Here is a 26,836-nt window from a genome sequence, read left to right as displayed (position 1 = left end):
GGGCGTCTGGTCTAGACCGTCGAGATGCCGTCGATCGGGCTGATATCCCCGACGAAACGCAGCAGGTCGGCCATCGTGAATTCGCCCGGCACTTGCGACGGCAGCGTCGGTTTCCAGCTCTTGCCCTTGAGCCAGAGATACGACTGGTGGTCGCCGTGGACGAGGCCGACGAAGACCTCGGCAAGCAGGGTCGCGCCGACCGGGCCGAGCCTTTCGCCGCCGCCACGCTGCTCCGCCTCCTTGAGGATGTAGTACCAGAGCGGGGTGTGCTGGTGCAGGCCATGCTTCTTCGCCACGGCGCCGTCGCTCCCCTTCGAGATTTCCTCCGGCGTCAGCGGATTCTTGATCTTCATGGCCTTGGCGACGTCCTGCCCGGACGGCAATCCGAGCAACACGCCGCGCTTGAGGTTGCGGAACGGCAGGCTGCCGCCGTCACCAGGCAGGGTATGGAGTTGCGGCACGATGAACGGGTCGATCTTGCGGGAGGGATTGAAGCCCACGCCCGCAGGATTGTTCGGCAACAGCTTATAGTAGCGCCGCCAGTCGATGATCCAGTTGCTCGAAAGCACCGGAAGCGGGAGCGGCGGCTGAATCGGGTTTGGTGCCAGATCGCCGATGATGCCGCCCGACAGCCCGGTGAACCTGAACAGCAGGTCCAGGGTCGCCGGCGCGAGGCCACCGGGCGTGAAGATCCGGTTGTGGCTATAGACCTGGCGCACCATGCTGTGGCCGAGACGATAGACGGCGCCCGAAAACTCGACGGGCATGTAGGGGATCTTCTTGAAGCGGTAGAAGCGCCGCCCCTGCTCGAGGATCTTCGCGACGATCCCTTTCTCGGTGATCCGCTCCACGAAATCGTGCAGGACCATCCATTGGTAGTGCCAGGTCACGATCCGGCGCGCTTCCTCGAAGATCTCGCCCGCCGGCTTGCCGGACGCCGCGAGCTGATCGCAGACCTTGTTGTGAAACTTCAGCATCGCAAGGTGGGTTTGCGCGACGACCAGGTTCTCGTCGTTGCGGTGATCGCCGATCAGGGCAAACCCCTCGGGATTGCGCGGCAGGTCGTTGCGATGATCGCCGGTGATGTCATCGACGTTGACGGTCTTGCCGATCAGCAGCTTGGGGCCCGGTGTCTTGCCGCTGTCGCTGGCCGAATTGCGCGCGTAGAGATGACGGCTGCCGTCGGGGCCGAGACCATAGACGCTGTCGAGATCGAGTGCGGGCGTGCGGAAATTCGTGACCGCCGTCGGATCGGCTTCCTTCTCGCCGAAGGAGGTCAGATCGAGCGTGATGTCGTGATCCACGAATTGGCCGAGATAGGTGAAACCCGCCGGGACGTTGAGGTTGTTGCCCGCGGCGTCGCCGGGGGCGGGATCCTTCATCGCGTCGGCGAGCTCGCGCAGCGGACCGTCGTCGACAGCCAGCGGCTCCAGGGTCGGAAACATCCGGCCAAACATGCCCGGATCGTCGTGTCCGGAAAGCGTATCCAGAAATTGTCGCGTCGGTTGACGTCCGGCCTTGCCGTGACCGGGATGAACATTCACGTCGGTTCCCATCGCTTGCTCCTGCTCAAATGCTTTAGGGGAGAGGGGCGCCGAAGATGTCGCTTCCAAAATTCTCGTTTCAGTATACGTTCAGAAGAATTGCCCCTCAGGGTGTAGTACGATGAAATATTACTACAGATTGCATTCTCTGGGCGGCTCCTACCGCGAGGCTTTTTGCCCCACCAGCCACACAGGCTTTTGATCGTCCGAAGCTCGAGCAGGAAAGACTAAGGCGCGATCGACGCGTCGGCTGAATCTCTCAGCGCGTCAGCGCTTGGCAGCGAACCGCGACCAGATCTCAGCGTCCGTGTAGAAGTCCACGCCGCCATCGAGATCTCTCACCAGCCACTCGCCGAGATAGACGATCTGGGTGCCGCTGCGCCGCTCGTGCCGAAGCTCGAATTTTCCGTCGGCATCCTTCTGCAGCGAGCAATTCGACTGAACCCAGCTCGGCCACTCCTGCAACGGCTGCCCCAAAAATTGCCAGGCAACCAACGCCGCGTTGTCCGACAGGGGTTCTAAGCGCAGTGTCTTGGTCACGTGATCTCCACCATGCGAATTGTCCCCCGATGCAACGCCTCGGGACCGGAAAGGTTTGGAATCGTCGTTCCGTGGCAGCATGCCTGACCGTTTTCAACGGTTCCTCTACTTTTTCGTCCGTGAAAACCCGGTCCCCGCGCGCCCTAACCGATCGTCTGCAGCACCGGAAACGTCTCCAGCAGCCAGATGCTCACATTCGAGACCGCGCCGGTGAGAAAGCCGATGCCGGTGAGCACCATCAGGACGCCCATGGCGCGCTCGACGTTGACGAGGTGGCCCTTCATGCGCGCGAACAGCGCGGAGAACTGTTCGATCATCAGCGCGGCGATCAGGAATGGGATGCCGAGGCCCGCGGAATAGACCGCGAGCAGGCCGGCGCCCCTCGTCACCGTGGCTTCCGCCGCGGCGACCGAGAGGATCGCGGCGAGGATCGGGCCGATGCAGGGTGTCCAGCCGAACGCGAATGCGAGGCCCATGATATAGGCGCCCCACAGGCCGACCGGTTTGGGGATCGGCAGGCGTCCTTCCCGCATCAGAAAGCCGATCCGCGTCAGGCCGAGGAAGTGCAGGCCCATGATGATGATGACGATGCCGGCGAGGATCGACAGCTCCGCCGACCAGGCACGGATCAGCCCGCCGATCAGCGAAGCGCTGGCGCCGAGCGCCACGAAGATGGTGGAGAAGCCGAGCACGAACAGGAGCGCCGACATCATGATCGCGCGCTTGGAGGCCGCGACCGGCTCGTCGCTCTCGACATGCTCGATCGTGGCGCCCGTGAGGTAAACCAGATAGGGCGGAACCAGAGGCAGGACGCAAGGCGAGAGGAAGCTGACGAGGCCGGCAATCAGTGCGGCCGGAATCGAAACATTTTGCATGATGCAATCGGAGCCATCTCAGGCCCCGTCAGGGCGCGCAGGGAACGCGCCCGGCCCGGAGCCGAACCGGCTCTGGTGTAGCCCATGCCGGAGAATGCGCAACAGAGGCGCACAAAGCCAGGGCTCCGCCCGATGCCCTCCGTGATCACAGATGCGGCATCGGGACGCGCACAAACCTCGCCGGAAAGCGAGATTGGGCGGCGCGGCTACTTCACCACGCGGAGCAGCGGACGCCGGGGCTGGTCCTGCGTCTGCTTGGAAGGGGGCGGCGGCTCGCTGGCAGCGCTCCGCAGCATTTCGTCGCACAGCGCCTTGAGATCGGCACTGTCGATTCCTTTCAGTTTCATCCTGACGTCGAGGATGACGATGGACAGCATCTCGGCCGACTCGCGGCTGTTGCAGGCATTGAGAACCCTGCGGCACTCCTCGAGCGTTTCCAGCACCGACTGCAACTGTTCGTCTGAATGCGACACCGGCGTTCTTTCCGTTAATTCGGCCTGCGAGACGTATCTGTCACGCCCCCTTCGGCCCCCATGGAAGACGATAGATAGCACGAGGCGACTGCGCCTTCGAACCTGATTTCAGTGTGTTTCTGCTGTGGAACCGGGTTCCCGCTCGCATCGCCATGCGGCGCCTTTGGCGACCGCCGCAATGCTCCGGGAGCGAACGCCTGACGCGGTGCGATTGATCCAGCAACGGCGAAGAGCACCGACTCCTGCGCAAGACCGTTCATTGCAGTCAGCGCCGGCACTCCCGCAGCCATCTCGCGGCTCGCAACGGAACTCACGTCATACCCCTCACTCGAGCCGATTAGCCTCGCCCGAATTCCCAGCCCATGGGAGCATCCAAATACCGCCCTAAGGTAGTAAGGATGACGTTCAAAACTCGTCGTTCCCCAACCCGTCGTGGTTGTGGTTTGCGCCAGATTCTGCCAGTTTAGCGTTCCAAAGGGAATTGTATGCACTCCTTGGCGGAAAGGGGCGTTCCTCTGGAGGAACGCCCAAAGACAAATATCAGCGGCCTCTCCGACTGGGACGCCGCCCGCATATTTTTGGAAGTCGTCCGATGCGGAAGCTTTCGCTCGGCGGCCGAGCGCCTGTCTCTGTCGATCAACGCCGTGCGGCGCCGAATCGACGATTTCGAACGCCAGACCGGCACCACGTTATTCACGCGCGACGTCCACGGCACCCATCTGACCGATGAGGGCGCCTTGGTAGTCTCCGCTGTCGAACGCATGGAGGCGGCCACCTTCGACGTGCTGCGCGCCAGCGATTCGATGGCCAACGCGCTGTCGGGCGAGGTCCGCGTGGCCGTCACCGAAGGGCTCGGCACATTCTGGCTTGCCCCCCGCCTGGTCGAATTCCAGCAGGCCTATCCGAAGATCCTGGTGGACCTGCATTGCGCGATGCGCTCGGCCGACGTCTCGCGCCACGAGGCCGACGTCGCCATTCATCTGTCCCGTCCCTCGGCGCTGGACATCAAGCTGGTGCGGCTCGGCCGCATGCATCTGATGTTCTGGGCCTCGGAGAAATACATCGCAAAGCATGGCGCGCCGCGCTCGGCGGCGGAATTGATCAAGCATCGTCTGGTGCTGCAATTCGCCGACCAGCTCGCCGCCAAGGAATCCTTCGAAAGCTTCTTCCCGGGCGTGTCCGAACGTGACCTTCTGGTCATGAAGACCAACGTCTCCAGCGCCAACTATTGGGCGGTCGCGAATGGCGCCGGCATCGGCGTCTTCCCGAGCTACGCCATTGCGCTCGGCGGGAAATTAATTCCACTGGAGGTCGAGCTGAACCGACCGCTGGATATCTGGCTGTCCTACCACCCTGGTAGCGGCCGTATCCCGCGCGTGCGGCACATGATTGACTGGCTGATCGAGGCTTTCAATCCGGCCCGCTTCCCGTGGTTTAAGGAAGAGTTCGTGCACCCGCATGAATTCAAGGACTCGTATATGGGCGAACCCCTGACCCAGCTCTTCGGGGGATTTTCAACCGAAGAACAAAGGTGAAAACAGAGATGAAAGCAGCGGCCAAAAGAATGAAGCAGCGCAGCGCGGGCAAGCCGGACATCGAGCTTGGCAAGCGGATCCGTCTGCGGCGCGTCGAAATGAAGATCTCGCAGGCCGAGCTCGGCGAGAAGCTCGGCGTCAGCTTCCAGCAGGTGCAGAAATACGAGAAGGGCGTCAATCGCGTCGGCGCGGCCCGGCTTCAGCAGATCGCCTCCGCCCTCGATGTGCCCGTGACCTTCTTCTACGACGGCGACAACAAGGCCCGCGAAGTCGAGAGCCTGCTCTTTCTCGATTCGGCCTTCAGCCTCCGCCTGCTGCGCGCCTACAGCAAGATCAAGGATCAGACGGTGCAGCGTCAGCTCGTCTCGCTGATGGAATCGATCGCGGCGAACGAGAGCTGAGGCCGGTCGACGGTCCGGCCTTCACGGCCGACGTTCAATCCGCCGCGTCACGGGGGCGCGGCCGGATTGCACGAGATCGGCCGAAAGATGTCTGCGCGCAACCGCGCGCGGCCGGTCTCGGGGCGGCATGGCCGCCCCTTTTTGTTGGCGGTCTTCCCCCGACCTTTCCGCCTCCGTCGAACGCCGCGCGCCATGCAATCGCAGCACGGGCGGATGCAGGCTCTCCTCTCCCGCGCCGGTTGACCGCGGCGGTGCCTGCGCCGCACATTGCGCCTCGCCACCGAGCAGCGAGCGCGCGATGCCAGACGTTATCAGCACGACCGGAACACCTTACGCCTACGGCAAGATTCTGACGCACACGGCCGATGGCGTCGGCGTGATCACCTTCAACAATCCCGACAAGCGCAACGCGATGTCGCTGGAGATGTGGGAGGGATTTGGCGAGGCGCTGACGGTCTTGCGCGACGACGACACGGTGCGCGTCGTGATCCTGCGCGGCGCCGGCGGCAAGGCGTTCGTCTCGGGTGCCGACATCAGCCAGTTCGAGAAGGTCAGGCACAATGCGGCGGCGTCCGAGGAATACGCCAAGCGCAGCGCGGCCCAGCGCGCGCTGCTCGCCGACTATCCCAAGCCGACCATCGCCTGCATCGACGGTTTTTGCCTCGGCGGCGGCATGCAAGTCGCAATGCTCGCCGACATCCGCCTCGCCTCGCAGGACAGCCAGTTCGGCATTCCCGCGGCAAAACTCGGGATCGCCTATGGCTATGACGGCTTGAAGCATCTGGTGTCGCTGGTCGGGCCGTCCTGGGCGCGGCTGCTGATGTATACGGGCATGCGCATCGATTCCGCCGAGGCGCTGCGCATCGGCCTCGTCGAGCGCGTGTTTCCGCAAGGCGAGCTCTGGGGCGAGACCATGGCGATGGCCGAGACGATCGCGCAGAACGCCCCGCTCGCGATCAAGGCGGCCAAGATCACAATCGCGCAGGTGCTGAAGGACGAGAGCCGGCGCGACATGGAGGCGATCAAGGTGATCGGCAATGCCTGCATGGACAGCGCGGATTTCCGCGAGGGCCGGCAGGCCTTCATGGAAAAGCGGAAGCCGCAGTTTAGGGGGAAGTAATTTCGTCGTGGAGAGAGGCCAGGAGCACAGCCCCTACAGCGCTCCCAGCACCGCTTTCGTGATGTCAGCCGTGCCATTGCCGCCGCCGAATTCCATCGGCTTGATGCCGCCGGCATAGACCTGGTCCACCGCACGCTCGATCGTCTCGCCGGCTTCCGCAGCGCTCTCGATGCCGTGCTTGTCGGCGAGCCAATCCAGCATCATCGCGGCGGACAGGATCATGCCGGTGGGGTTGGCCTTGCCCTGCCCCATGATGTCAGGCGCCGTGCCGTGGCACGGCTGGAACACCGCGTACTTGTCGCCGATGTCGGCGGACGGCGCCATGCCGAGGCCGCCGATCAGGCTCGCGGTGATGTCGGAGACGATGTCGCCGAACATGTTCTCCATCACCATCACGTCGAAATCCCAGGGACGCTTGACCAGCATCGCCGAGCAGGCATCGACATAGAGCCGGTCGGTCTTCACGTCAGGATGCTTCTTCTCGATCTCGTCGAAGATGCCGCGGAAGAACGCGAACGCCTTGAATACGTTCGCCTTATCGACGCAGGTGAGCGCGCCCGGCTTGCCGCGCGCCTTGCGCCGCTCGGCAAGGCGAAACGAGAACTCGAACAAACGCTCGGAGGTTTTGCGCGTGATCACCATGGTCTCGCGCGCGTCCTCGTGGGTGACGACGCCCTTGCCCATCGAGGCGAACAGGCCTTCGGTGGACTCGCGGATCACGACGAGATCGATGCCGCGCTGGTCCGCGCCGACGATCGGGCTCGGTACGCCCGGAATGAGGCGCGCCGGACGCACGCCGGCATAGAGATCGAAGATGAAGCGCAGCTCGATCTGCGGCGCGATCTCGGTGTTGTCGGGGTAGCGCACCGACGGCAGGCCGCAGGCTCCGAGCAGGATCGCGTCCGCCTCCTCGCAGAGCTTGATGGTGCTATCCGGCATCGACTTGCCGGTCGCGAGATAATGGTTGGCGCCGGCCGGCGCCTCGGTGAAGCGGAAGCCGAGGCCGGACTTCTCGCCGACCTTGCGCAGCACCTCCAGCGCCGGCGCCATGACTTCAGGACCGATGCCGTCACCGGCGAGCACGGCAATGTGGAAGGCGTTGTTTGCGGACATTTAAGGCCTCAAGGAAGGTGTCAACCAGGTCGTCATTGCGAGCGAAGCGAAGCAATCCAGAATTGCATCCACGGAGACACTCTGGATTGCTTCGTCGCTTCGCTCCTCGCAATGACGAGGGAGAGAGCGTTCGTTACGGCGTCAGCACCGTACGCCCGACCACCGCGCCCTGCTGCAATTGCAGCAGCGCGTCGTTGGCCTTGGCGAGCGGTTGCGGCGTCACCGGGATCGGCGGCACCTTCTTCGACCGCACCAGGTCGAGCAGCTCCTGCGTCTCGCGCAAGTTTCCGACATAGCTGCCCTGGATCGTCACCGCCTTGATCGGAATCAGCGGCAACGCCCAGGTCGCGCCGCCGCCGAACAGGCCGACAAGGACGAGCTTACCGCCCTTGGTCAGGCAGTCGAAGCCGAGCTGCGTCGTAGCAGCGTTGCCGACGAGGTCGATCACGGCGCGGATAGGGCCGCCCGCCTTCTTGGCAAGCTGCTCCAGCGCGTCAGGCGCCTTGGGATCGACGGTCGCAAGCGCACCGGCCTTCTCCGCCGCCTCGCGCTTCCTCGCGTCGATATCCACCATGATCGCGCCCTTGCCGCCCATCGCCTTGAGCAGCGACAACGCCATCAGGCCGAGGCCGCCGGCGCCGAACATCACGATCGGCGTGTCGAAATGCTGCTCGACCTTCTTCAGCGCGCTGTAGGTGGTGACGCCCGAGCAGGCATAGGGCGCCGTCGTCGCGGGATCGAGGCCCTTCAGATTGAGCAGGTAGCGCGGATGCGGCACCAGCATGTGATCGGAATAGCCGCCGTCGCAATAGACCCCGAGCGAGCGCGGCGTCAGGCACATGTTCTCGTCACCGGCGAGGCACGTTGCACATTTGCCGCAGCCGATCCAGGGATAGACCAGCCCGACATCGCCGACCTTCAGGTCGCCCTGGTCGGTCGGCTTCACGTCGGGGCCGAAGGCGAGGACTTCGCCGACCGTCTCGTGGCCCATGGTCAGCGGCAGGTTGATGCCGCGGTCCTTCAACGAGAGCGGCTTGCGGCCATGGCCGAGATCGTAGCCGCCTTCCCAGATGTGGAGGTCGCTGTGGCAGACGCCGGCGGCCTTCACCTTGATCAGCACCTGCGTGCCCGAGGGCTGCGGCGTCGCCTCGTCGACCTCCTGCAGCGGTGCCTTGAAATCGGCAACCTTGAAACTCTTCATCGGCGTCCTCCCGCATGCTTCTTGTTGTCGCCGCCACCATGCCATGGTCGGCGCGACCAGACAAACCGGTCTTAGTTCAGGCCAGCGGATGGTGGCAAGCCGCGAACTGGCCGGGTGCGACCTGGCGCAACTCCGGTATCTCCGCGCTGCAACGCTGATCTGCGCGCGGGCAGCGGGTGCGGAAGCGGCAGCCGGATGGCGGTGCAATCGGCGATGGCGGCTCGCCGGCCGCCACACTTTCGGCGGGTCGCACGTCCGGATCCGGCACCGGGATCGCCTGCAACAGCAGCGCGGTGTAGGGATGCGCAGGCCGCGCGAACAATTGCTCGGAGGGGGCGACCTCGCAGAGCCGGCCGAGATACATCACTGCGACGCGGTCGCTGACCGCTTTGACCACCGCGAGGTCGTGCGCGATGAACAGCAGCGTCAGACCGAAGCGCGCCTTCATCTCCTCCAGCAGGTTGAGGATCTGCGCGCGAATGGAGACGTCGAGGGCCGACACCGGCTCGTCGCAGACGATGAACTCCGGGTTGAGCACCAGCGAGCGCGCGATACAGATGCGCTGGCACTGGCCGCCGGAGAATTCGTGCGGCAGGCGGGTCGCCACGAGATCGGGGTCGAGCCCGACCGCGGAGAGCACCTCGTGAACGCGCCGTTTGCGCTCGGCGGCATCCTTGATCCCGGCGATGATCAGCGGCTCGGCGACGATGTCGCCGATGCGCCGGCGCGGATTGAGCGAAGCAATCGGATCCTGGAAGATCAGCTGCACGCGGCGGCGCATCCGGCGCAGCGCCTCGCCCTCCATAGCGGTGAGGTCCTCGCCGTCGAACATCACGCGGCCGGACTGGGCGCGGCGCAGTTGCAGCACCGCGCGCCCGAGCGTCGACTTGCCGCAGCCGGATTCGCCGACCAGCCCAAGCGTCTCGCCGCGCGCGACCTGGAGGCTGACACCGGAAACGGCATGAACAATCTTATTGCCGAGGCCGTATTCGACCACGAGATTGTCGACGTTGAGAAGCGGCGCGGGGCGCGCGGCAAACTGCATCATGCCTCGATCCCCTCCGTCATCCGGATCGGATGGAAGCAGGCATAGAGATGTCCCGACACCTCTGCGCTGGTCAGGACCGGTTTGGCCTCATGACAGCGCCCGCCGGCATAACTGCAGCGCGGCGCGAAGGAGCAGCCCTTCAGCGGGCGCGTCGGATCGGGTGGACGGCCCGAGATCGCCGGCAGCGGCGTATGCGGCGCGGTATCGAGCTTCGGGATCGCCGCCAGCAGTGCCTCGGTGTAGGGCATGTGCATGCGCTTGAACAAGGCTTGCGTCGGCGCGCGCTCCACCACCCGGCCGGCATACATCACCGCGACCTCGTCGGCGCGGCCGGCTACCACGCCGAGATCGTGGGTGATGATGATCATCGCCATGTGGCGGCGGCGCTGCTCGCGCGCGAGCAGATCGAGGATCTGCGCCTGGATGGTGACGTCGAGCGCGGTGGTCGGCTCGTCCGCGATCAGGAGCTTCGGCTCGCAGGACAGTGCGATCGCAATCGCGATGCGCTGGCGCATGCCGCCGGAGCATTGATGCGGATATTGCGCGAGCCGCTGCTCCGGGGCGGGAATGCCGACGGCGGCGAGCAGCTCGATGCTGCGGGCCTTCGCGGCGGGAGCGTCAAGCTCGAGGTGCTCCTGGATCGTCTCCATCAGCTGCGTGCCGATGGTGAGCACAGGGTTGAGCGAGGTCATGGGGTCCTGGAATACGACGGCGAGGTCGCGCCCGCGCAGCCGCCGCAGGCTTTCAGCCTCGAGCCGCACCAGATCCTCGCCGTCGAACATCACCCGGCCCGTCAGCTTCGCCTTCTTCGGCAGCAGTTGCAGCACGGCGCGCGAGAGCATGGTCTTGCCGCAGCCGGATTCACCGACGATCCCGAGCGTGCGGCCGGCCTGCAGCGAAAGGTCGACGTGATCGACCGCGCGCAGGTTTCCGCGCGGGGTCGGCAGCTCGACCGCGACATCCTCGATGGCCAGGAGCGGCGCGGTCACAGTGCCCCCTGACGTGGGTCGGTGAGAGCCCGCAAGGTGTCGCCGACGAGGTTGAACGCCAGCACGGTCGCAAACAGTGCTGCCGCCGGCAGAAAGGCGAGGCGCGGCGCGACGTCCAGACTGTCACGTCCCTCCCCGATCATGCTGCCCCAGCTCGGCATCGGCGGCGGCACGCCGAGGCCGAGGAAGGACAGCGCGCCCTCGACCACGATGGTGACCGCGACGCCGAGCAGGAAGAAGGCGAGCAGCGGCAGGATGACGTTCGGCAGCAGCTCGCGCAGCAGGATGCGCGCATGGCTAGCCCCTAACGCCTCGGCGGCGATCACGAACTCGCGCCGCGCCAGCGTCAGCGTCGCCGCGCGCGCCACGCGCATGAAGGCGGGAATGCCGAGCACGCCGAGGATAATAGTGAGGTTGGGGACCGACTGCCCGAGATAGGCGACCACCGCGAGCGCGAAGATCAGCGGCGGAAAGGCGAGCAACACATCCATGCTGCCGACCACCAGCGTCTCGAACCGGCCGCGGAAATAGCCGGCCAGCAGGCCGAGCGCGCCGCCGATGACGAGGCCGATCATGGGCGCGATCAGCCCGACCGTCAGCGACACCCGCGCACCAAAGATCAGCCGGGCGAGCTCGTCGCGGCCGAGCCCGTCGGTGCCGAGCCAATGTTCCCCGGAGAAGGCGGCGCGCCGTTCCAGCATGTCCATATCGGTCGGGTTCTGCAGCGGCAGCACCGGCGCCAGGATCGCTAGCGAAAGGATGATCGCAACCCAGGCGCTTGCGATCCAGAACAACAGGCCGAGCTTGGGCTTGCGGCCGACCGGCGCAGCTACCTCCTCGTCCTGGATCGACAGCTCAAGCGTGGCCATGGCGGATCCTGGGGTCGAGCACGGCATAGAGCATGTCGACGATGAAGTTGACGATGACGAAGCCGCAGGCGACCAGCAGCACCACGCCCTGGAGAATGACGAGGTCCCGGGTGTAGATCGCCCCGACCAGCAGCCGGCCGATGCCGGGCAGCGCGAAGATCGTTTCCACGATCAGCGTGCCGCCGAGCAGGCGACCGATATTGATGCCCGTCACCGTCACCAGGGTCAGCGAAGAAGGCTTCAGCGCATGCACCAACAGGATGCGCGATGGCTTGAGACCCTTTGCTTTCGCCAGCGCGATATAGTCCTCCTGCAACGTCGCGATCATGTCGGAGCGCAGCACCCGCATGATGCCCGGCCATTCCGCCAGCGCCAGCGTCAGCGCCGGCAGCACGAAGAAGCGCAAATTGGCCAGCGGCGCCTCGGTGAACGGCACATAGCCGGTCGCCGGCAGCCAGCGCAGCTCGACCGCGAACAGATAGATCAGCAGGATCGCAGTCAGGAACGACGGCATCGACAGCATCGCGAAAGCGCTGCCGGTCATGAAGCGGTCGAACGCACCGCCGGCGCGCGCGGCACAGGCGATCGCAACGGGAACACCGATCAGGAGCCCGATGAACTCGGCCATCAGCATCAGCTGCAGCGAGACCGGGATGCGCTCGGCCACCGCCTGCAGCACCGTCTGCCCGGTGCGAAACGAGCGGCCGAGATCGCCCTGCACCACGTGGCCGAGCCAGCTCAGGTAACGCCACCACAGCGGCTGGTCGAGTCCCATGTCGCGGCGCAGCGCCGCGACGTTCTCCGGCGTTGCCTGATCGCCCAGGATGACGAGCGCGAGATCGCCCGGCAGCAGCGAGGCGATCAGGAACGTCAGCAACGAGACGGCGAGCAGGACCGGCAGCATGGCAAGCAGCCGCCGCGCGACGAAGTTCAGCATCGCGCGGTCATTCCAGCCAGGTGGTCGAGACGTCGATCACGCCGTTGTAGATCTTCGGAAAGCCCTTCAGCTTGGCGCTGGACAGCGCGTAATAGGTATTCTGGAAGGTCCAGAACCAGATCGCCTCCTTGTTGATGAGGCGGCTGATGGCGCAATAATCCTCGGTGCGCTGGCCGATGTCGGCGGTGACGCGCGCATGGTCCAGAAGCTTGTCGAGCTCGGGGTTCGCGTATCCGGCGAGCGCCAGCGGGCTGCCGCTGCGGAAATTCGCGTACATCTGCGGATCGGGATCGGCGAGATCGACGATGCGCCACGGCGTCAGCTGGAACTGCCGGGTGAAGGCGCGCGTCGGAATCGTGGCCTGGTCGACCTGCTCGATCTCCATGTTGGCGCCGACGCGCTTCCAGAATTGCTGCAGCACTTGGCCGACCATGCGGCCGCGCGGCGTCGCCGTCACCAGCATCTTGAACTCGACCGGCTTGCCGTACTCCTTGATCAGCGCCTTGGCCTTCTCAACGTCGAACGGCAGCGCCCCGTCGTCCTTGCACTTGACCCAGGAGCCGTCGCCGTAAGGATTGCTCGCGGGCCGGCTCAGGCCGTTGCTGATCGCTTGCGACATCTTGGGACGGTCGATCGCCATCACCAGGGCCTGCCGCACCCTCACGTCATCGAACGGCGCCACCTTGGTGTTGAAGGCGTAGACCTGCGCGCCCGAGCCCTTGTAGGTGTGCACGGTGAGCTTGGGGTCCTTCTGCGCCCTCATGATGTTGTCGGCGTCGTTCTCGTCATCCCAGATGATGTCGGCCTCGCCCGATTGCAGCGAGGCAAAGCGCGACTGCGCGTCGGGCAGCGGCTTCAGGACGATGCGGTCGAGATACGGGCGACCCTTGTCCCAGTAGTTCGGGTTCTTCTCCAGCACCATGCGGTCGCCGGCGGTCCATGATTTCAGGATGTACGGGCCGGTGCCGACGGGATTGCGGTTGTAATCGTCGCCCTTGGTCTTCCAGGCGGTCGGCGAATGGATGACGTTGTTCTGGCTCTGGATGGTGATCGTCGCCGGCAGGTTCACGGAAGGATCGGTGAGATTATAGACGATTGTGTATTCGTCCGGCGCCAGCACCTCCTTGACGTTGGTGATGTAGAAGGCGCAACGGCACTTGTTGGCGGGGTCCTTCTGCCGGTCGAAATTCTCCTTGAAGGCCTGCGCATTGAACGGCGTGCCGTCGTGGAATTTGACGCCTTCGCGGAGCTTGAAGGTCCAGGTCTTGTAGTCCTCGGAATGGCTCCAGGACACCGCGAGCTTCGGCGCGGCCTCGCCCTTGTCATTCAGCGTCGTCAGCGTGTCGAAGATCGCGGCGGCAGCGGTGAAGGTCGAGGTGTCGTAGACGCCGACCTTGAGCGGATCGAAGCCTGCGATCTCCAGCTCCTGACCGACGGTGATGCTGCCGCCTGATTTCTGCGCCTGCGCTGGCGTAGCCAGTGCAAATGCCGCAACGAGGAAAATAGGCACGCGCCTGCGTGCCAAGGCCGCCGCGTTCGTCATGGTTCCTCCCGGGATCCCTCGTCCGATGTTTCGGATCGTGAATGACTCGGAGGCGAGCTTGGCGACAAATGCCCGCCTCGGCAAGAGGAACGAACGAGAGTTCGAACGCCGCATGTGGCGGCGATGAGACTCAGGATGTCGCGGCCGTTTTGCCTGGCGGAATTGCCGTACCGTCCGCAAGGCCGATCTCCTGGCGCAACGCGTCGGTGTGCTCCCCGAGCACGGACACGGTCCTGGCCGGCGCCGTGTCAGCCCCCGACATCCGAAACGGCAGGTTGAGCACCTGGAACGAGCCACCCTCGTCCCGCACCTCGGAGAGTGCCTGGCGGTGCGCAAGCTGCGGATCGGCCAAGGCCTCGGACACGCTGCGATAGGCCGAGGCCGGCACGCCGGCAGCGCCAAGCACGCGCAAGCACGCATCGGTCGAAAGCTGCCGCGACCAGATTTCGACGCCGTCCATCAGCTCGGCCCAGTTCTCGCGGCGCGCGGCATAGGTGGCGAAACGCGGATCGGAGACCCAGTCCGGGCGGCCGATCACCCCCATCAGGGCCTGGAACGTCTTCTCGCTGGCGATCGTGATCATGACGTAGCCGCTTGCCGTCTCGGTCGGTCCGAACATCGGGCGTGGCGGCGGCGGCACCGCGAATTGCGAGCTCTGCAGCTCGGTCAGCGTCAGCGACAGCATGGTTTCCAGCATGGAGACGTCGATGTGCTGGCCGGCGCCCGTCACGCTGCGTTGATAGAGCGCCGACGCGATCGCGCCAAAACCATAGGTCCCGGTGACGACGTCGGCGTGGTAGATACCGCAATAGTCGGGACGGTTGCGGCCCGGCTGGTAGGCGAGATGGGCCATGTCGTAGCCCGAGGCCGCGTGGATCACCGGGGCGTAGGCCGGCAGCTCGGCCGAAGGGCCGGTCTGGCCATAGCCCGAGATCGAGCAGTAGATCAGCCTCGGGTTGACCTGACGCAGGCTGTCGTAGTCGAGCCGAAGGCGGCGCATCACGCCGGGACGGAAGTTCTCGACCAGAATGTCCGACGTCGCGGCCAGCCGGCGCACCGCCTCCTTGCCGTCCTCGGACTTGAGGTCGAGTACCACGCTCTTCTTGCCGACATTGAGCTGGCCGAACGCGGTGCTGCAGCCGTTGCGGAGGGGGGGCCGGGTCCGCATCGTCTCGCCGCCATCGGTCTCGATCTTGATGACCTCGGCACCCATGTCGGCGAGCATCCGTGTGCAATGGGGCCCGGCGATGGTGGTCGAAAAATCCAGCACCCGCAGGCCCGCGAAGGCCTTTGTCGTCGTCCCCTCATGCTTATCTGCTAGCTGCATGCCTGCCTGCGCCCTTGAACTCGTGGAACCATCGAAGATCTTTGTTGTTGATGCGGCGACCCTAGAGGGCGGCGGCTGAGTAGGAAAGTGTTTACCGAACAGACGTGCCGCGTGGGCGGGCTTTGGATTTCCAGCACAACTGGACCCGTTCTTGCATAGCAGCAAGCGGGGTCGAAAGAGGGCGGTTGTTCTTGAGGGTCTTGTTCGTCACCACGGAGATGGACGACTTCGTCCGCGTCGGCGGACTGGGCGCCGTTTCCGCCGCCCTCCCCCGCGCACTTCGCTCCTTCGCCGATATCCGGATCATGCTGCCCGGCTATCGCGACATCATCGAGCAACTCACGCATATTCAGATCGTTGGCCGCTGTCCCGCATTCGCGGAGATGCCGGCCTGCTCGCTCGGCCGTGCCGCGACCAAGGACGGCCTGCCGGTCTATGTGCTGTTGTGCTCGCAGCTCTACGACCGACCGGGCAACCCCTATGGCGACGAACTCGGGCGCGATTGGCCCGACAACGACATCCGCTTCGCGCGCTTGGCCTCGGCCGCGGCTGAGCTCGCCATGGGCAAGCTGGACAAGAATTGGGCAGCAGACCTGATCCATGCCAACGACTGGCAGGCCTCGCTGGTGCCGGCCTATCTCGCCTGGCAGGGCGCCAAGCTGCCGTCCATCCTGACCATCCATAACCTCGCCTATCAGGGCCTCTTCCCGAAGGACTCGTTGCGGCGGATCGGCGCACCGGAGAGCTCCTTCCACATCGACGGCGTCGAGTTCTACGATCAGGTCTCCTTCCTCAAGGCGGGCCTCGTCTACGCCTCGCACCTCACCACGGTCAGCGGCACCTATGCGCGGGAGATCACCACGGCCGAATTCGGCTGTGGCCTCGAGGGCCTGCTCCGCCTGCGCTCGGACGCCGCCGAGCTCACCGGCATCCTCAACGGCATCGACGAGAGCTGGGACCCGCGCTCCTGCGCCCAGCTCGCCCAGCAATTCGGCGCCGGCGACTGGGTCGGCAAGAAGGCGAATGCGGATTACGTCCGCAAGCAGTTCGGGCTGGCGGTCTCGCGCGGGCCGATGTTCGGCATCGTCGCGCGCCTCGTGCACCAGAAGGGGATCGACCTCGTGCTCTCGGCGGCGGACGAGATCGTCGATGCCGGCGGGCAGATCGTGGTCACCGGCTCCGGCGAGCCGGCGCTCGAGCAGGCCTTGATCGACGCGCACCGCCGCCGCCCCGACTCCATCGGAGTTGCGATCGGCTTCAACGACGCCCAGGCGCGGCGCATCTTCGCCGGCAGCGACTTCACCTTGATGCCGTCGCGGTTCGAGCCGTGCGGGCTCAGCCAGATGTACGCCCAGCGCTTCGGCTCGCTGCCGATCGGTCACCAGACCGGCGGCCTCGCCGAGACCATCAGCGACGGCGAGACCGGCTTCCTGTTCTCGAGGCCGTCGCGCGAGTCCTTCCTCGGCGGCGTGCGACGGGCCTTCTCGGCCTTCATGGCCCACGATCAGCTCGACACCATGCGCCGCAGCGCCATGGGGCGCTCGTTCTCCTGGAGCATCTCGGCCGGCAGCTACAGCGCGCTGTACCGCAAGCTGGCGTCGGTGTGAGGCACCGCTGTCATTCCGGGGCGCGCCGTTTGGCGCGAGCCCGGAATCCATCGTGCGGCCGGAACGCTCGGAGAAATGGATTCCGGGTTCGCGCTCCGCGCGCCCCGGAATGACAAGCTGCAACGAGCTTGCCTCGAGTCCCTATTTCCCGCGCACATCCATCTGCGAACGGCCGATCCAGGCGCGATTAAGACACCGTGTCATCCAGTCAGGCTGCGCTTCGCCCCGCAGCCGCGCCTGCGCTTCCTGGTAGGGACCGACATAGCGCAGCCGGCCAGGCAATTTCGGATAGACGCGCCGGATCCACCGCAGCGCGTGATCGGCGGATCGGATCGCACGCGCGTCGAGCTCGAAGCCGAAGCCCGCGCGCAAGCGCTCGGGCAGCATGCTCGCGGTGAGCGCGCAATACCAGCGCGGCGGCCGCAGCCACGGGCGCGCGCCGCTGAATATCTGCGCGGCGATCTCGCGCGCCGCAGGGCCAACGGTCAGCGTCTCCGACTGCGCCATTGCCTTGGTGTAGGCGACGAAGCCGGACCAGTCCGCCGGCAAATCATCCCCCTTCAATCCGAAGAGGGCGCCGTACAGCCTGGCCTCGCTCCAATAGCGATCGCGCTCCTCCGCCGAGAGTGGCGGCAGCACCAGATCATGTACCATAAGCGCGGTCTCGACCAGCGTGGCATGGACCCAGCGCAGCGCGGGGATGTCGTTGGCGCAGTAGCGCGAGCCGGCTGCGAACGGCCCCACGGTCTCGGGCATCTCGCCGACGATCATGCTGTGACGCCGATGTAGCTGCCGGGACGACAGCAGCGCCCGGTCCAGCGAACCGAACACCATCGTAAAGACGATGTCGAAGGTGCGATGGAAGCGGCCGATCGGATCGGCAAGGGTGCGCGAATGCTCGGCGATCGCCGCCGCCACCCAGGGATGGGCCAGTTGCAGCAGCAGCGCACGGCCGGCGCCGAGAAAGAGCACGGCCTCCCGGTCGATCTGCCAGGTCAGTGAGGCCGGACCGAATACGCCCGCGACCGGTCCCGCCGCGTTGGCACGCAGCGTCTCGAGCGACTCCTCCAGATCTTTCTCAGCGACCAATTGCAAGCCTCGCGACGAAGATACGGCGACCATACTCCGGACCGCGCGCCTGCAAAATCGTCGTCGTGCGAGGCTATGACGAACAGAGCCTCACTCCGCCGCCATCGGCATCTCGTCCATATGCTCGTGCAGCACGACGCCGGCGAGCGGATCGAATTCGCCGACCCAGGGCTTGCGCGCCAGCACCGATTTCGTGTGCGCATAGCCGGCGTGCCAGCGCCGCGTGATCCCGGACGGACTGAAGTCGATATCCTTGGTATGGGTCTCGTGCTCGAGCTGCGGCGCCAGCAGACGCACCACGTGCATGCGGGTCGGGCAGCCGTAGCTCGTCAGTTCCCTCACCGCGGGATCGTTGCGCTCGCTCTCGGGCAGCCGCGCCGCGAGCTGGTTAATGACGTGGCGCAGACGATGGGCCTGCTGCTGTCGCACGATCTGGCTGGCGATGCGGCTGGAATATTGCACGTCCTTGTGCCGGTTCAGCACCTCCGCCATCGTGGTCGGCTCCGGCCCGACCGGATTCCACAGATGCACGGAGAAGATCAGCGAGTTCCTGCGTGGATTGTCGTCGAACACGGCTTCGGTCGGCGTGTTCGACAGGATGCCGCCGTCCCAATAGAGCTCGCCGTCGATGCGCACGGCGGGGAAAGCCGGCGGCAGCGCGCCCGAAGCCATCACATGCTTCACCGTCAGCTCGCCGTCGCGGCTGTCGAAATAGCGCATTTCGCTGGTGCCGACATGAGCCGCACCGACCGTCAGACGCGGTGCGCAGCGGTTGGCGAGATCAAAATCGACGAGCTCGCTCAGCGTCTTCTCCAGCGGCGCGGTCGAATAATAGCCGGCGTAATCGGCGCCCAGCGGATAGGAATCGCCGGCATGGGCCAGCGGATTGGGCCGGAAGAAACCGGCAATGCCGTGGGTCACGGTCGACCAATAGGCCAGCTTCTCGTTGAAGCCGGGAAACGCGGCTCGCCAGTCCCAGACCGGCTTCTGCTCCATCCGCTTCCAGAACTCCCGCAAGCGCGCGAGCCGGTGCTCGGGCGCGTTGCCGGCGATGAGGCTCGCATTGATCGCACCGATCGAGGTGCCGATGATCCAGTCCGGCTCGATGCCGGCTTCGTGCAAGGCCTGGTAGACCCCGGCCTGGTACGAGCCGAGCGCGCCGCCGCCCTGAAGCACGAGCACGACCTGACCCGGCAGGTCGTGCTGCTTATGCTGAGAATTGTCCTGCGTGCCCATGTCTCGCTCCTGGTGAGCTTGCACTGTTCGAGTATTCGACTTGCTGCGCCGGCCCATGTCAATGCGCGGTCCAACCGCCGTCGACCGGCAGCGCAACGCCGGTGATCGAGGCCGCCGCGTCCGTCGACAGGAACACCGCGAGTGCGCCGAGCTCCTCGACCGCAACAAAGCGCTTGTTCGGCTGTTGCGCCAGCAGCACGTCGCGGATCACCTGATCGCGGGAGATGCCATGGGCCTTGGCCTGGCCGTCGATCTGCGCCTCGACCAGCGGCGTATGGACATAACCAGGGCAGATTGCGTTGCAGGTGATGCCCTGCTCCGCCGTCTCCAGCGCCGTCACCTTGGTGAGGCCGACGATGCCATGCTTGGCGGTGACATAGGCTGCCTTGAACGGCGAACCGACCAGGCCGTGCGTGGAGGCAATGTTGATGATCCGGCCGAAACCGTTCTGCCGCATTGCCGGCAACGCGAGCCGCGTGGTGTGGAAGGCCGAGGACAGGTTGATTGCGAGGATCTGGTCCCACTTCTCGACCGCAAACTGGTCGAGCGGCGCGACATGCTGGATGCCGGCGTTGTTGACCAGGATGTCCAGCCGGCCGGATTGGGCCACCGTTGCCGCGATCATCTCGGCGATCGATTTCGGCCTCGTCATGTCCGCCGGCGAATAGCTGGCCTTGACGCCGAACTCGGCGGCGATCTGCTCGCGCGTTCGGCCGATCTCGCTGGCGACACCAAGGCCATTGAGCACGATGTCGGCGCCCGAGGCGGCGAGGGCCCGCGCGATACCGAGACCGATGCCGCTGGTCGACCCGGTGACAAGCGCCACCTTGCCGGCAAGCACGCGTGATGAAGCGGACGTCTGCGTCTTGATGGGAATATTCATGATCCAGACCTCTTCTCAGCGCGACACCGCGCCAGGCTGGAGCGAAATGTGCGGGATCTCCGGGATTTGCGGAAATGCCGGTTGGCTTCCGAGTCGATACGTCCGCGCTATCGCAGGCGGGATGTCATTTTTCGCCCTGATCGGCTAGATTTCCGGTCGATATTTGCTGGGAGCCGATCCATGGAAATGCACCAGGTCCGCTATTTCCTCGCGGTGGCGCAGCTCTTGAACTTCACGCGCGCGGCCGAGGAATGCAACGTCACGCAGCCCTCGCTGACGCGCGCGATCAAGCAGCTCGAGGCCGAGCTGGGCGGCGACCTGTTCCGCCGCGAACGCCCCGCCGCGCAATTGACTGAGCTCGGCCAGCGCATGCATCCACTCCTGAAGCAGTGCTATGACGCGGCCATCGGCGCGCGCTCGCTCGCCTCCTCGTTCAGGAGCGGAGAGATCGGTGCGCTCCGCATTGCGCTGACGCATTCGATCGACCTCGCTTTGCTGATTCCGCATCTCAGCGAGATCAAGCGGCAGTTCAACCGGCTCGAATTCCGCTTTCTGCGCGGCTCGGGCCGGGAGGTCGGCGACTTCCTGAAGAAGGGCGAAGCCGAGCTCGGCATTGCTGCCGAGATCGACGAGGCCTGGGACCGGCTGGATGTCTGGCCGCTGTTCACCGAGAGCTTCGAGCTCGTCGTCGGCGACGGGCACCGGCTGGCCGGCCGCAGCTCGGTCGAACTGGACGATCTGCGATCGGAGCTGCTGCTGAACCGAACTTTCTGCGAGCACGCGCGCCGCATCTCCGCGAGCCTGCGCGAGCACGGCATCGACATCGAACAGGGTCATGAGGTCTCGAACGAGCGCGACTTGATCGAGCTGGTCGAGGCCGAGATGGGCGTCGCCATGGTGCCGCACACCTCGCCCGTGCCGGAGCGGCTGACCCGCGCCGCGGTCACGGGGCTGGACGCCCGCCGCACCGTCAATCTCTATGGGGTCGCCGGCCGGCAACGCACCGCCGTGGGCAACGCCGTGATGCGCATGCTGCGCGGCGCCGACTGGCGCGAGATCGCGGGGTAGTCTTTACAGTGTCGACCGCCCTTCCCCTCTCCCCCTGTGGGAGAGGGTGGCTCGCCGCATAGCGGCGAGACGGGTGAGGGGTATCTCTCCGCGACTCCAATCCTCATTTGTGATTGCGGAGGCAACCCCTCATCCGGCGCTTCGTGCCACCTTCTCCCACAAGGGGAGAAGGAAGAAAGCGTAGCTCAATTCTCCTGGCTCGCGCGCTCCAGCGCTTCGATCAGATCCTCGATCTCCATGCGCTTGCGGAAATCCGGATCGACAAAGCGGGCTTTCACGATGCCGTCGCGTCCGACCAGGAACACGGCCGGGATCGGCAGCATCCAGCCGTCATTGCCGTGGAATTTCGCCATGTCCTGATAGGATAGCAATTGCTGGATCTCGGCACCTAACCAGATCGCGAGGTTGAGCGACAGCGCATAGCCGTTGTCGAGATCCGTCAGGATGGGAAACGGCGCGCCGGATTCGGCCTTGAGCTGCCCGGTATATTCCTGCGTCTCCGGCACGATCGCGATGACCTGCGCCCCCATCGCCTTGATGCGGTCCAACGCCTGGACCACGGCGCGGACATTGAGCCGGCAATAGGGACACCAATGGCCGCGGAAGAACATCACCGCGACGGGGCCGCCCTCCAGCAGCGAGGGCAGCGACACGAGACGCCCACCCTCGCCGGGCAGCATGAACGGCGGCATCGGATCGCCCGGCCGCGGCGCCGTCTCGCCGCCGCCGTTGTCGCTCAATCGCGCGACCAGACGATCGACCGCCTCGCCATAGGCCGGAAAGACCTCGCGGCTGGCATCTGCATAGGCGCGGAGCTGTTCGTTCAGCGTGCTGTCCATGTCGCGGCAGCGCTGGAACGCGAGCCTGAGCTGTTCGGCATCGGCTGGCGAGAGAGACGTCATCTTCCTGCTCCGGCTTCCTTGCGGGCGAATATTAGTTTCCCGGTTCGCCCGCCCGCAAGGGGCGACCGCAATCGGGCGTGCTGGCATCGGACGCCGGATGCTGCGAAAGCGGAAATGCCGATGCCCAATCGGTTCGATAGCTGCCGCCTATCGGCATAGCGCGGGGCTATCGCATCGAAAGCAAGCCGGCATTTCAACATGGAAAAGGTCTCGACGAAGCTCCTGCCATAGCCCGCGGCCATCAGGGCTCGCGGCCAACAGAGGAGACTTTCCATGTCTAGCCATCTCACAATGTCGCGCGTGGTTTGGACAGGCGTTGCCGTTCTCGGCGCGCTGACATTTGCGACGCCGGTTTTCGCCGGCGAATGTCCGGCCGGCAAGACCAAGCCGAATGCGCAGCCGATGGTCGACTACAAGCCTGTCGGCGTTACCGACGTGACGCTCGGCGCGATCGATCTCGGCAAGCAGCCCGCCCGTATTGAGGGCCGCGAGCTGCGCTTCCGCAAGCTGACCATCGAGCCCGGCGGCATCGTGCCCTGGCACAGCCATGACGACCGTCCGGCCCTGATCTTCGTGCAGCAGGGCGAGATCGTCGAATACGCCTCCAACTGCGTCGACCCGATCGTGCACAAGGCCGGCGACATCCGCCCCGAAGTCCACGGCACCTCGCACTGGTGGAAGAACCTCGGCAAGGAGACCGTCATTCTCTATGTCGGCGACGTCCGCAAGGATCCCAACGACCGCCATATGTAATTCCGTGCGGCCATCCTTCGAGACGCCCGCTTCAGGCGGGCTCCTCAGGATGAGGACGGAGTGTGCGGCAGCAGCCTCGGCGGCCACGATGTCGCTTAGCCTCATCCTGAGGAGACCGCCACCGGGTCCGCGCAGAGCGCGGCCCGATGACAGGCTCCGCGGTCGTCTCGAAGGACGAGGCGCGCGCTCGGGGCATGCCAGGGCATGAGGGAGCGCAACGACATGACCGATCTTTCCGCATCGATCAAACCGATCGCGACGACGATGAATGCGCATTCCCCTGGCTTCGCGTTTCGCTCGCTCGTGATCGGCCTCACCGCATTCCTGACGGTCGTCGATCTCTTCGCGACGCAGGCGATCCTGCCCTCGCTGACACGGCACTACGGCGTCACACCCGCGGCAATGGGCTTTGCCGTCAATGCCAGCACCTTCGGCATGGCCGCAGCCAGCCTCGTCGTCGGCTTCTTCAGCCCGCGCATCGACCGGCGAACGGGCATCCTGCTCAGCCTGGCCCTGCTTGCGGTCCCCACCAGCCTGCTTGCTGTCGCGCCCAATCTTGCCGTCTTCGCCGCGTTGCGGGTCGCGCAGGGCCTGTGCATGGCGTCCGCCTTCGCGCTCACCCTCGCCTATCTCGGCGAGCAATGCAGCGCCATGGACGCCGGCGGCGCCTTTGCCGCCTACATCACCGGCAATGTCGCCAGCAATCTCGTCGGCCGGCTGATCTCGGCCGCATTGGCCGATGGCCTCGGCCTCGCCTGGAACTTCTACTTCTTCGCGGCGCTCAATCTTGCCGGCGCCGCGCTGGTCTATTTCACCGTCAACCGCGTGCCGCCGATGCATGCGATGACGCCGGCGGCTTCGCCGCTCGCCGCCACCATCGCGCATTGGCGCAATCCGCAGCTGCGCGCCTCTTTCGGCATCGGCTTCTGCATCCTGTTCGCCTTCATCGGCACCTTCACCTACGTCAATTTCGTGCTGGTGCGGCCGCCGCTGTCGCTCGGCATGATGGATCTCGGCCTCGTCTATTTCGTCTTCTTGCCGTCGATCGTCACGACGCTTCTGGCCGGCAGGGTGGCGGCGCGGCTGGGAACGCGGCCCACGATCTGGGGCGCGCTCGCTGTTGCCGGGCTCGGCCTGCCCTTGATGCTGTCGCCGCGTCTGGGCGAAGTGCTCGCCGGCATGGTCCTGGTCGGGGTCGGCACATTCTTCGCACAGGCCGCCGCGACGGGTTTCGTCGGACAGGCCGCAGCCGACAATCGCGGCATCGCCAGCGGGATCTATCTTACGTGTTACTTCTGCGGCGGACTGGTCGGCACCGCCGTGCTCGGGCGCCTGTTCGACGCTTTCGGATGGCAGGCGTGCGTATTCGGCGTGGGCGCGGCGCTCGCTGCCGCAGCCCTGCTTACATTCGCCCTGAAACGCTAGCGCTTGGCCGGCGCTTCCTGCGGCGGCTCGTCGTCGGCGATCGCGCGCCAGGCGGCGCCGTCGAGATCGTCGTACTGGCCGCTCCTGAGCGACCACAGGAAAGCGACGAGACCGGCACCTCCGAGCATCAATGCTAGCGGGACCAGGATGACCAATATCTCCATTACACGATCTCCCGCGAGGCGCTGCGGGCGCGCAGCGAGTTCAGCATCACCAGGATCGACGATCCGCTCATGGCGGCAGCGGCGATCAGGGGCGTCACGACGCCGCTGATCGCAACCGGCACCGCGAGCACATTGTAGCCGATCGCAAGCCAGAGGTTCTGCCGCATCAAATGCAGCGCCTTGCGCGAGGCGTCGATGGCGGCGACGACGGGAGCCAGCGGCCGGCCGAGGAAGACGAGATCGGCGGTGGCCTGGCTGAGATGCGCGGCCGAGATCGGCGACATCGAGACATGGGCCGACGCGAGCGATGGCGCATCGTTCATGCCGTCGCCGACCATCAGCACTTTCGCACCGCGCCGTTTCAGCTCCTCGATCCGCGCGATCTTGTCGGCCGGGGTGACGCTGGCGCGCCACTCGGGGATGTCGAGCGATTGGGCCGCGGCCTTCACGGCCGGCTCGCGATCGCCGGACAGGATCTCGATGCCGATGTTGCGCGCCTTCAGAGCCGCGATCACCGCCTTGGCATCGGGTCGCAGGCCCTGGCGAACCGAGAGGATGAATTTTTCGCTGCCCTTGCTGAACGCGACGATGGAAGCTTCGGGATCGACCAAGGCGCTGCCGACCAGCGCCTCGGCACCGCAGAAGGAGGGACGGCCGAGGCGAAGCTCGAGGCCGTCGACGGTCGCACGGACACCCTGCCCGGCCTCCTCCACCGCACTGAGGATCGGAGACTTCGCACCGGCAGCTTGCGCGACGGCGGCAGCCACCGGGTGATGGCTCGACAGTGCGAGCCGGCCGGCGAGTTCGAAGACATCGGCGGGAATGTCGGCGGCATTCATCACTTCGAGCTCGGGCAGCGTCAGCGTGCCGGTCTTGTCGAAGATCACATGGTCGGCTTCAGCCAGCCGCTCGATCGCATCGCCCGCATTGAGCAGCACACCGGCCTTGAACATCGCGCCCGAGGCCACCGTCTGCACCGTCGGGATCGCAAGCCCTAGGGCGCAGGGACAGGTGATGATCAGCACGGCGACGCCGGTCACGATCGCATCGTGCCAGCTCGCACCGGCGAGGACCCATCCGAGAATGGTCAGGAGCGCGGTCGCATGCACCACCGGCGCATAGAGCCGCGAGGCCCGGTCGGCAAGGCGCATGTAGCGCGAGCGCGCCTGGAGCGCGTTGTCGAGCAGCCGCGTGATCTCGGCGAGCAGCGTCGCCTCGGAGGCAGCCGAGACCCGCACCCGCAAGCTGCCGGAGATGTTCATCGATCCCGCATAGACCGGCGTGCCCTGCTCGGCCGTGACATAGAGCGTCTCGCCGGTGATCAGGCTCTGGTCGATCTCGGAACGCCCTTCGATCACGGTGCCGTCGACCGCGCAGCGCTCGCCGGGCCGGAGCAGCACGATGTCGCCCGGATTGATCGCCGCCACCGGCACCTGCGAGATCTCGTCGGGCCCGATGAACTTCGCGGCCGTCTCAGCCTTCAGCGCGGCGAGATTGCCGGCGACCGCGCGGGTCCGCCGCCGCATGTTCTGGTCGAGGAAGCGGCCGACCAGGAGGAAGGTCAGCAGCATGATCGCGGCGTCGAAATAGGCATGCTCGGCGTGGTGGATGGTCTCGACCACGGACATGCCGAGCGCCAGGATCACGCCGATCGAAATCGGCACGTCCATGTTGGTGGTCTTGGCCGACAGAGCGCGCCAGGCCGAGCGGAAGAACGGCTGGCCGGCATAGGCTGCCGCCGGCAGCGCGATCAGCGCCGACAGCCAGTGGAAGAAATCGCGCTGCTCCGGCAGCATGTCCGAGACGTTGCCCGACCACACCGGGATCGACAGCATCATCACGTTCATGGTGGCGAAGGCCGCAACGCCAAGGCAGCGCAGCAGGAAGCGGGATTCGGCGACCTCCGCCGCTTCCGCGCTCTCGGTCTCGAACGGATAGGCCTTGTAGCCGAGCTCCTCGAGCCGATCGATGAAGCGGCCGGGGTCGAGCGTGCCCGCCTTCCATTCCAGCGCAACGCGGCGGTCGGTGAGGTTGACGCGGGCCAGCGTGACGTCGGGGATGGCCGAGAGCCCACGCTCGATCTTGGCCATGCAGCCGGCGCAGTGGACGCCCTCGACGGCGAGATCGATGTGACGGAGGCCCTCGCCCGCATCGCGGACGTAGTGAGAGAAATCGCGCGTGATCTGCATGACGG

25 protein-coding genes are annotated in these 26,836 nt (G+C 65.6%); 7 read left to right on the top strand and 18 right to left on the bottom strand.

Annotation, left to right across the window (positions count from 1 at the left end):
- Positions 1-11: 11 nt before the first annotated feature.
- From I6F12_RS03090 to I6F12_RS03075, 4 genes are all read right to left on the bottom strand, one after another.
- Positions 12-1,556 (bottom strand): heme peroxidase family protein, encoded by a 1,545-nt coding sequence (locus I6F12_RS03090; protein ID WP_225155479.1) that lies wholly within the window; start codon positions 1,554-1,556, stop codon positions 12-14.
- Between the two features lie 255 nt (positions 1,557-1,811).
- A complete protein-coding gene (locus I6F12_RS03085) occupies positions 1,812-2,084 on the bottom strand; it encodes a hypothetical protein (protein ID WP_036025895.1) in 273 nt (90 codons plus the stop codon).
- 143 nt (positions 2,085-2,227) lie between these two features.
- Entirely contained in the window at positions 2,228-2,959 is a 732-nt protein-coding gene (locus I6F12_RS03080) for a cytochrome c biogenesis protein CcdA (protein ID WP_036004503.1), read from the bottom strand.
- Between the two features lie 206 nt (positions 2,960-3,165).
- Positions 3,166-3,402 (bottom strand): hypothetical protein, encoded by a 237-nt coding sequence (locus I6F12_RS03075; RefSeq protein WP_225112735.1) that lies wholly within the window; start codon positions 3,400-3,402, stop codon positions 3,166-3,168.
- 515 nt (positions 3,403-3,917) lie between these two features.
- Here I6F12_RS03075 and I6F12_RS03070 point away from each other — a divergent pair.
- The 3 genes from I6F12_RS03070 to I6F12_RS03060 all read left to right on the top strand — a co-directional run bounded on the left by I6F12_RS03070 (position 3,918) and on the right by I6F12_RS03060 (position 6,488).
- Complete coding sequence (locus tag I6F12_RS03070; RefSeq protein ID WP_036025896.1) at positions 3,918-4,967, top strand: LysR family transcriptional regulator; 1,050 nt, start codon at positions 3,918-3,920, stop codon at positions 4,965-4,967.
- Between the two features lie 29 nt (positions 4,968-4,996).
- Positions 4,997-5,368 (top strand): helix-turn-helix transcriptional regulator, encoded by a 372-nt coding sequence (locus I6F12_RS03065; protein WP_020608151.1) that lies wholly within the window; start codon positions 4,997-4,999, stop codon positions 5,366-5,368.
- 298 nt (positions 5,369-5,666) lie between these two features.
- Positions 5,667-6,488, top strand: a complete 822-nt coding sequence (locus I6F12_RS03060; RefSeq protein WP_225155478.1) for an enoyl-CoA hydratase — start codon at positions 5,667-5,669, stop codon at positions 6,486-6,488.
- A 33-nt stretch (positions 6,489-6,521) separates the two neighbouring features.
- On the opposite strand, the gene I6F12_RS03055 is transcribed toward I6F12_RS03060, so the two are convergent.
- The 8 genes from I6F12_RS03055 to I6F12_RS03020 all read right to left on the bottom strand — a co-directional run bounded on the left by I6F12_RS03055 (position 6,522) and on the right by I6F12_RS03020 (position 15,515).
- A complete protein-coding gene (locus I6F12_RS03055) occupies positions 6,522-7,601 on the bottom strand; it encodes an isocitrate/isopropylmalate dehydrogenase family protein (protein ID WP_057026781.1) in 1,080 nt (359 codons plus the stop codon).
- 133 nt (positions 7,602-7,734) lie between these two features.
- Complete coding sequence (locus I6F12_RS03050; protein WP_036025902.1) at positions 7,735-8,802, bottom strand: alcohol dehydrogenase; 1,068 nt, start codon at positions 8,800-8,802, stop codon at positions 7,735-7,737.
- 76 nt (positions 8,803-8,878) lie between these two features.
- The gene (locus I6F12_RS03045) at positions 8,879-9,850 is read right to left on the bottom strand and encodes an oligopeptide/dipeptide ABC transporter ATP-binding protein (protein ID WP_225155477.1); all 972 of its coding nucleotides are present in this window, start codon (positions 9,848-9,850) and stop codon (positions 8,879-8,881) included.
- Entirely contained in the window at positions 9,847-10,839 is a 993-nt protein-coding gene (locus tag I6F12_RS03040) for an ABC transporter ATP-binding protein (protein WP_225155476.1), read from the bottom strand. The genes I6F12_RS03045 and I6F12_RS03040 overlap by 4 nt, the downstream gene beginning before the upstream one ends.
- A complete protein-coding gene (locus tag I6F12_RS03035) occupies positions 10,836-11,708 on the bottom strand; it encodes an ABC transporter permease (protein ID WP_225155475.1) in 873 nt (290 codons plus the stop codon). The genes I6F12_RS03040 and I6F12_RS03035 overlap by 4 nt, the downstream gene beginning before the upstream one ends.
- Positions 11,695-12,645 (bottom strand): ABC transporter permease, encoded by a 951-nt coding sequence (locus tag I6F12_RS03030; RefSeq protein ID WP_036025925.1) that lies wholly within the window; start codon positions 12,643-12,645, stop codon positions 11,695-11,697. Before I6F12_RS03030 ends, I6F12_RS03035 begins: the two co-directional genes overlap by 14 nt.
- 7 nt (positions 12,646-12,652) lie before the next feature.
- Positions 12,653-14,188, bottom strand: coding sequence for an ABC transporter substrate-binding protein (locus I6F12_RS03025; RefSeq protein WP_109144553.1), 1,536 nt, complete (start codon positions 14,186-14,188; stop codon positions 12,653-12,655).
- A 130-nt stretch (positions 14,189-14,318) separates the two neighbouring features.
- Entirely contained in the window at positions 14,319-15,515 is a 1,197-nt protein-coding gene (locus I6F12_RS03020; RefSeq protein WP_109144554.1) for a CoA transferase, read from the bottom strand.
- 191 nt (positions 15,516-15,706) lie between these two features.
- On the opposite strand from I6F12_RS03020, the gene glgA reads away from it, so the two are divergent.
- Positions 15,707-17,122, top strand: coding sequence for a glycogen synthase GlgA (glgA, locus tag I6F12_RS03015; RefSeq protein WP_225134160.1), 1,416 nt, complete (start codon positions 15,707-15,709; stop codon positions 17,120-17,122).
- A gap of 141 nt (positions 17,123-17,263) precedes the next feature.
- On the opposite strand, the gene I6F12_RS03010 is transcribed toward glgA, so the two are convergent.
- The 3 genes from I6F12_RS03010 to I6F12_RS03000 all read right to left on the bottom strand — a co-directional run bounded on the left by I6F12_RS03010 (position 17,264) and on the right by I6F12_RS03000 (position 20,330).
- Positions 17,264-18,211 carry an oxygenase MpaB family protein gene (locus I6F12_RS03010; RefSeq protein ID WP_225155474.1) on the bottom strand — a complete coding sequence of 316 codons (948 nt, stop codon included), beginning with the start codon at positions 18,209-18,211 and terminating at the stop codon, positions 17,264-17,266.
- Positions 18,212-18,301: 90 nt separating this feature from the next.
- On the bottom strand, positions 18,302-19,447 hold the full coding sequence (locus tag I6F12_RS03005; RefSeq protein ID WP_225146133.1) for a patatin-like phospholipase family protein: 1,146 nt from the start codon (positions 19,445-19,447) through the stop codon (positions 18,302-18,304).
- 58 nt (positions 19,448-19,505) lie between these two features.
- Positions 19,506-20,330 (bottom strand): 3-hydroxybutyrate dehydrogenase, encoded by an 825-nt coding sequence (locus tag I6F12_RS03000; RefSeq protein ID WP_225139632.1) that lies wholly within the window; start codon positions 20,328-20,330, stop codon positions 19,506-19,508.
- A 180-nt stretch (positions 20,331-20,510) separates the two neighbouring features.
- Here I6F12_RS03000 and I6F12_RS02995 point away from each other — a divergent pair, with 180 nt between their 5' ends.
- Positions 20,511-21,398: a LysR family transcriptional regulator gene (locus I6F12_RS02995; protein WP_225155473.1), complete on the top strand. Its 888-nt coding sequence runs from the start codon at positions 20,511-20,513 to the stop codon at positions 21,396-21,398.
- A 185-nt stretch (positions 21,399-21,583) separates the two neighbouring features.
- On the opposite strand, the gene I6F12_RS02990 is transcribed toward I6F12_RS02995, so the two are convergent.
- Positions 21,584-22,300, bottom strand: a complete 717-nt coding sequence (locus tag I6F12_RS02990; RefSeq protein WP_225155472.1) for a peroxiredoxin-like family protein — start codon at positions 22,298-22,300, stop codon at positions 21,584-21,586.
- Positions 22,301-22,573: 273 nt separating this feature from the next.
- Here I6F12_RS02990 and I6F12_RS02985 point away from each other — a divergent pair, with 273 nt between their 5' ends.
- On the top strand, positions 22,574-23,053 hold the full coding sequence (locus I6F12_RS02985) for a cupin domain-containing protein (RefSeq protein WP_225112673.1): 480 nt from the start codon (positions 22,574-22,576) through the stop codon (positions 23,051-23,053).
- A gap of 222 nt (positions 23,054-23,275) precedes the next feature.
- Complete coding sequence (locus tag I6F12_RS02980) at positions 23,276-24,478, top strand: MFS transporter (RefSeq protein ID WP_225155471.1); 1,203 nt, start codon at positions 23,276-23,278, stop codon at positions 24,476-24,478.
- Here the strand turns inward: I6F12_RS02980 and ccoS are convergent.
- Entirely contained in the window at positions 24,475-24,642 is a 168-nt protein-coding gene (gene ccoS, locus I6F12_RS02975) for a cbb3-type cytochrome oxidase assembly protein CcoS (RefSeq protein WP_008550618.1), read from the bottom strand. The two genes, I6F12_RS02980 and ccoS, sit on opposite strands and share 4 nt — an antisense overlap.
- Positions 24,642-26,831, bottom strand: coding sequence for a cation-translocating P-type ATPase (locus tag I6F12_RS02970; RefSeq protein ID WP_225155470.1), 2,190 nt, complete (start codon positions 26,829-26,831; stop codon positions 24,642-24,644). The genes ccoS and I6F12_RS02970 overlap by 1 nt, the downstream gene beginning before the upstream one ends.
- Between the last annotated feature and the right edge of the window lie 5 nt (positions 26,832-26,836).

This window comes from Bradyrhizobium sp. IC4059 (assembly GCF_020193615.1).
Classification (GTDB): Bacteria; Pseudomonadota; Alphaproteobacteria; order Rhizobiales; family Xanthobacteraceae; genus Bradyrhizobium; species Bradyrhizobium yuanmingense.
The sequence above is the reverse complement of the archived record's forward strand: the minus strand, read 5'-3'. Positions and strand labels throughout refer to the sequence as shown.

Excerpts from the sequence above, each read along its gene's own strand:
- I6F12_RS03090 (WP_225155479.1), bottom strand. The coding sequence starts at position 1,556 with ATGGGAACCGACGTGAATGTTCATCCCGGTCACGGCAAGGCCGGACGT.
- I6F12_RS03080 (WP_036004503.1), bottom strand. The coding sequence starts at position 2,959 with ATGCAAAATGTTTCGATTCCGGCCGCACTGATTGCCGGCCTCGTCAGC.
- I6F12_RS03070 (WP_036025896.1), top strand. The coding sequence starts at position 3,918 with ATGCACTCCTTGGCGGAAAGGGGCGTTCCTCTGGAGGAACGCCCAAAG.
- I6F12_RS03065 (WP_020608151.1), top strand. The coding sequence starts at position 4,997 with ATGAAGCAGCGCAGCGCGGGCAAGCCGGACATCGAGCTTGGCAAGCGG.
- I6F12_RS03060 (WP_225155478.1), top strand. The coding sequence starts at position 5,667 with ATGCCAGACGTTATCAGCACGACCGGAACACCTTACGCCTACGGCAAG.
- I6F12_RS03055 (WP_057026781.1), bottom strand. The coding sequence starts at position 7,601 with ATGTCCGCAAACAACGCCTTCCACATTGCCGTGCTCGCCGGTGACGGC.
- I6F12_RS03050 (WP_036025902.1), bottom strand. The coding sequence starts at position 8,802 with ATGAAGAGTTTCAAGGTTGCCGATTTCAAGGCACCGCTGCAGGAGGTC.
- I6F12_RS03045 (WP_225155477.1), bottom strand. The coding sequence starts at position 9,850 with ATGATGCAGTTTGCCGCGCGCCCCGCGCCGCTTCTCAACGTCGACAAT.
- I6F12_RS03035 (WP_225155475.1), bottom strand. The coding sequence starts at position 11,708 with ATGGCCACGCTTGAGCTGTCGATCCAGGACGAGGAGGTAGCTGCGCCG.
- I6F12_RS03030 (WP_036025925.1), bottom strand. The coding sequence starts at position 12,645 with ATGCTGAACTTCGTCGCGCGGCGGCTGCTTGCCATGCTGCCGGTCCTG.
- I6F12_RS03025 (WP_109144553.1), bottom strand. The coding sequence starts at position 14,188 with ATGACGAACGCGGCGGCCTTGGCACGCAGGCGCGTGCCTATTTTCCTC.
- I6F12_RS03020 (WP_109144554.1), bottom strand. The coding sequence starts at position 15,515 with ATGCAGCTAGCAGATAAGCATGAGGGGACGACGACAAAGGCCTTCGCG.
- I6F12_RS03005 (WP_225146133.1), bottom strand. The coding sequence starts at position 19,447 with ATGGGCACGCAGGACAATTCTCAGCATAAGCAGCACGACCTGCCGGGT.
- I6F12_RS03000 (WP_225139632.1), bottom strand. The coding sequence starts at position 20,330 with ATGAATATTCCCATCAAGACGCAGACGTCCGCTTCATCACGCGTGCTT.
- I6F12_RS02995 (WP_225155473.1), top strand. The coding sequence starts at position 20,511 with ATGGAAATGCACCAGGTCCGCTATTTCCTCGCGGTGGCGCAGCTCTTG.
- I6F12_RS02990 (WP_225155472.1), bottom strand. The coding sequence starts at position 22,300 with ATGACGTCTCTCTCGCCAGCCGATGCCGAACAGCTCAGGCTCGCGTTC.
- I6F12_RS02985 (WP_225112673.1), top strand. The coding sequence starts at position 22,574 with ATGTCTAGCCATCTCACAATGTCGCGCGTGGTTTGGACAGGCGTTGCC.
- I6F12_RS02980 (WP_225155471.1), top strand. The coding sequence starts at position 23,276 with ATGACCGATCTTTCCGCATCGATCAAACCGATCGCGACGACGATGAAT.
- ccoS (WP_008550618.1), bottom strand. The coding sequence starts at position 24,642 with ATGGAGATATTGGTCATCCTGGTCCCGCTAGCATTGATGCTCGGAGGT.
- I6F12_RS02970 (WP_225155470.1), bottom strand. The coding sequence starts at position 26,831 with ATGCAGATCACGCGCGATTTCTCTCACTACGTCCGCGATGCGGGCGAG.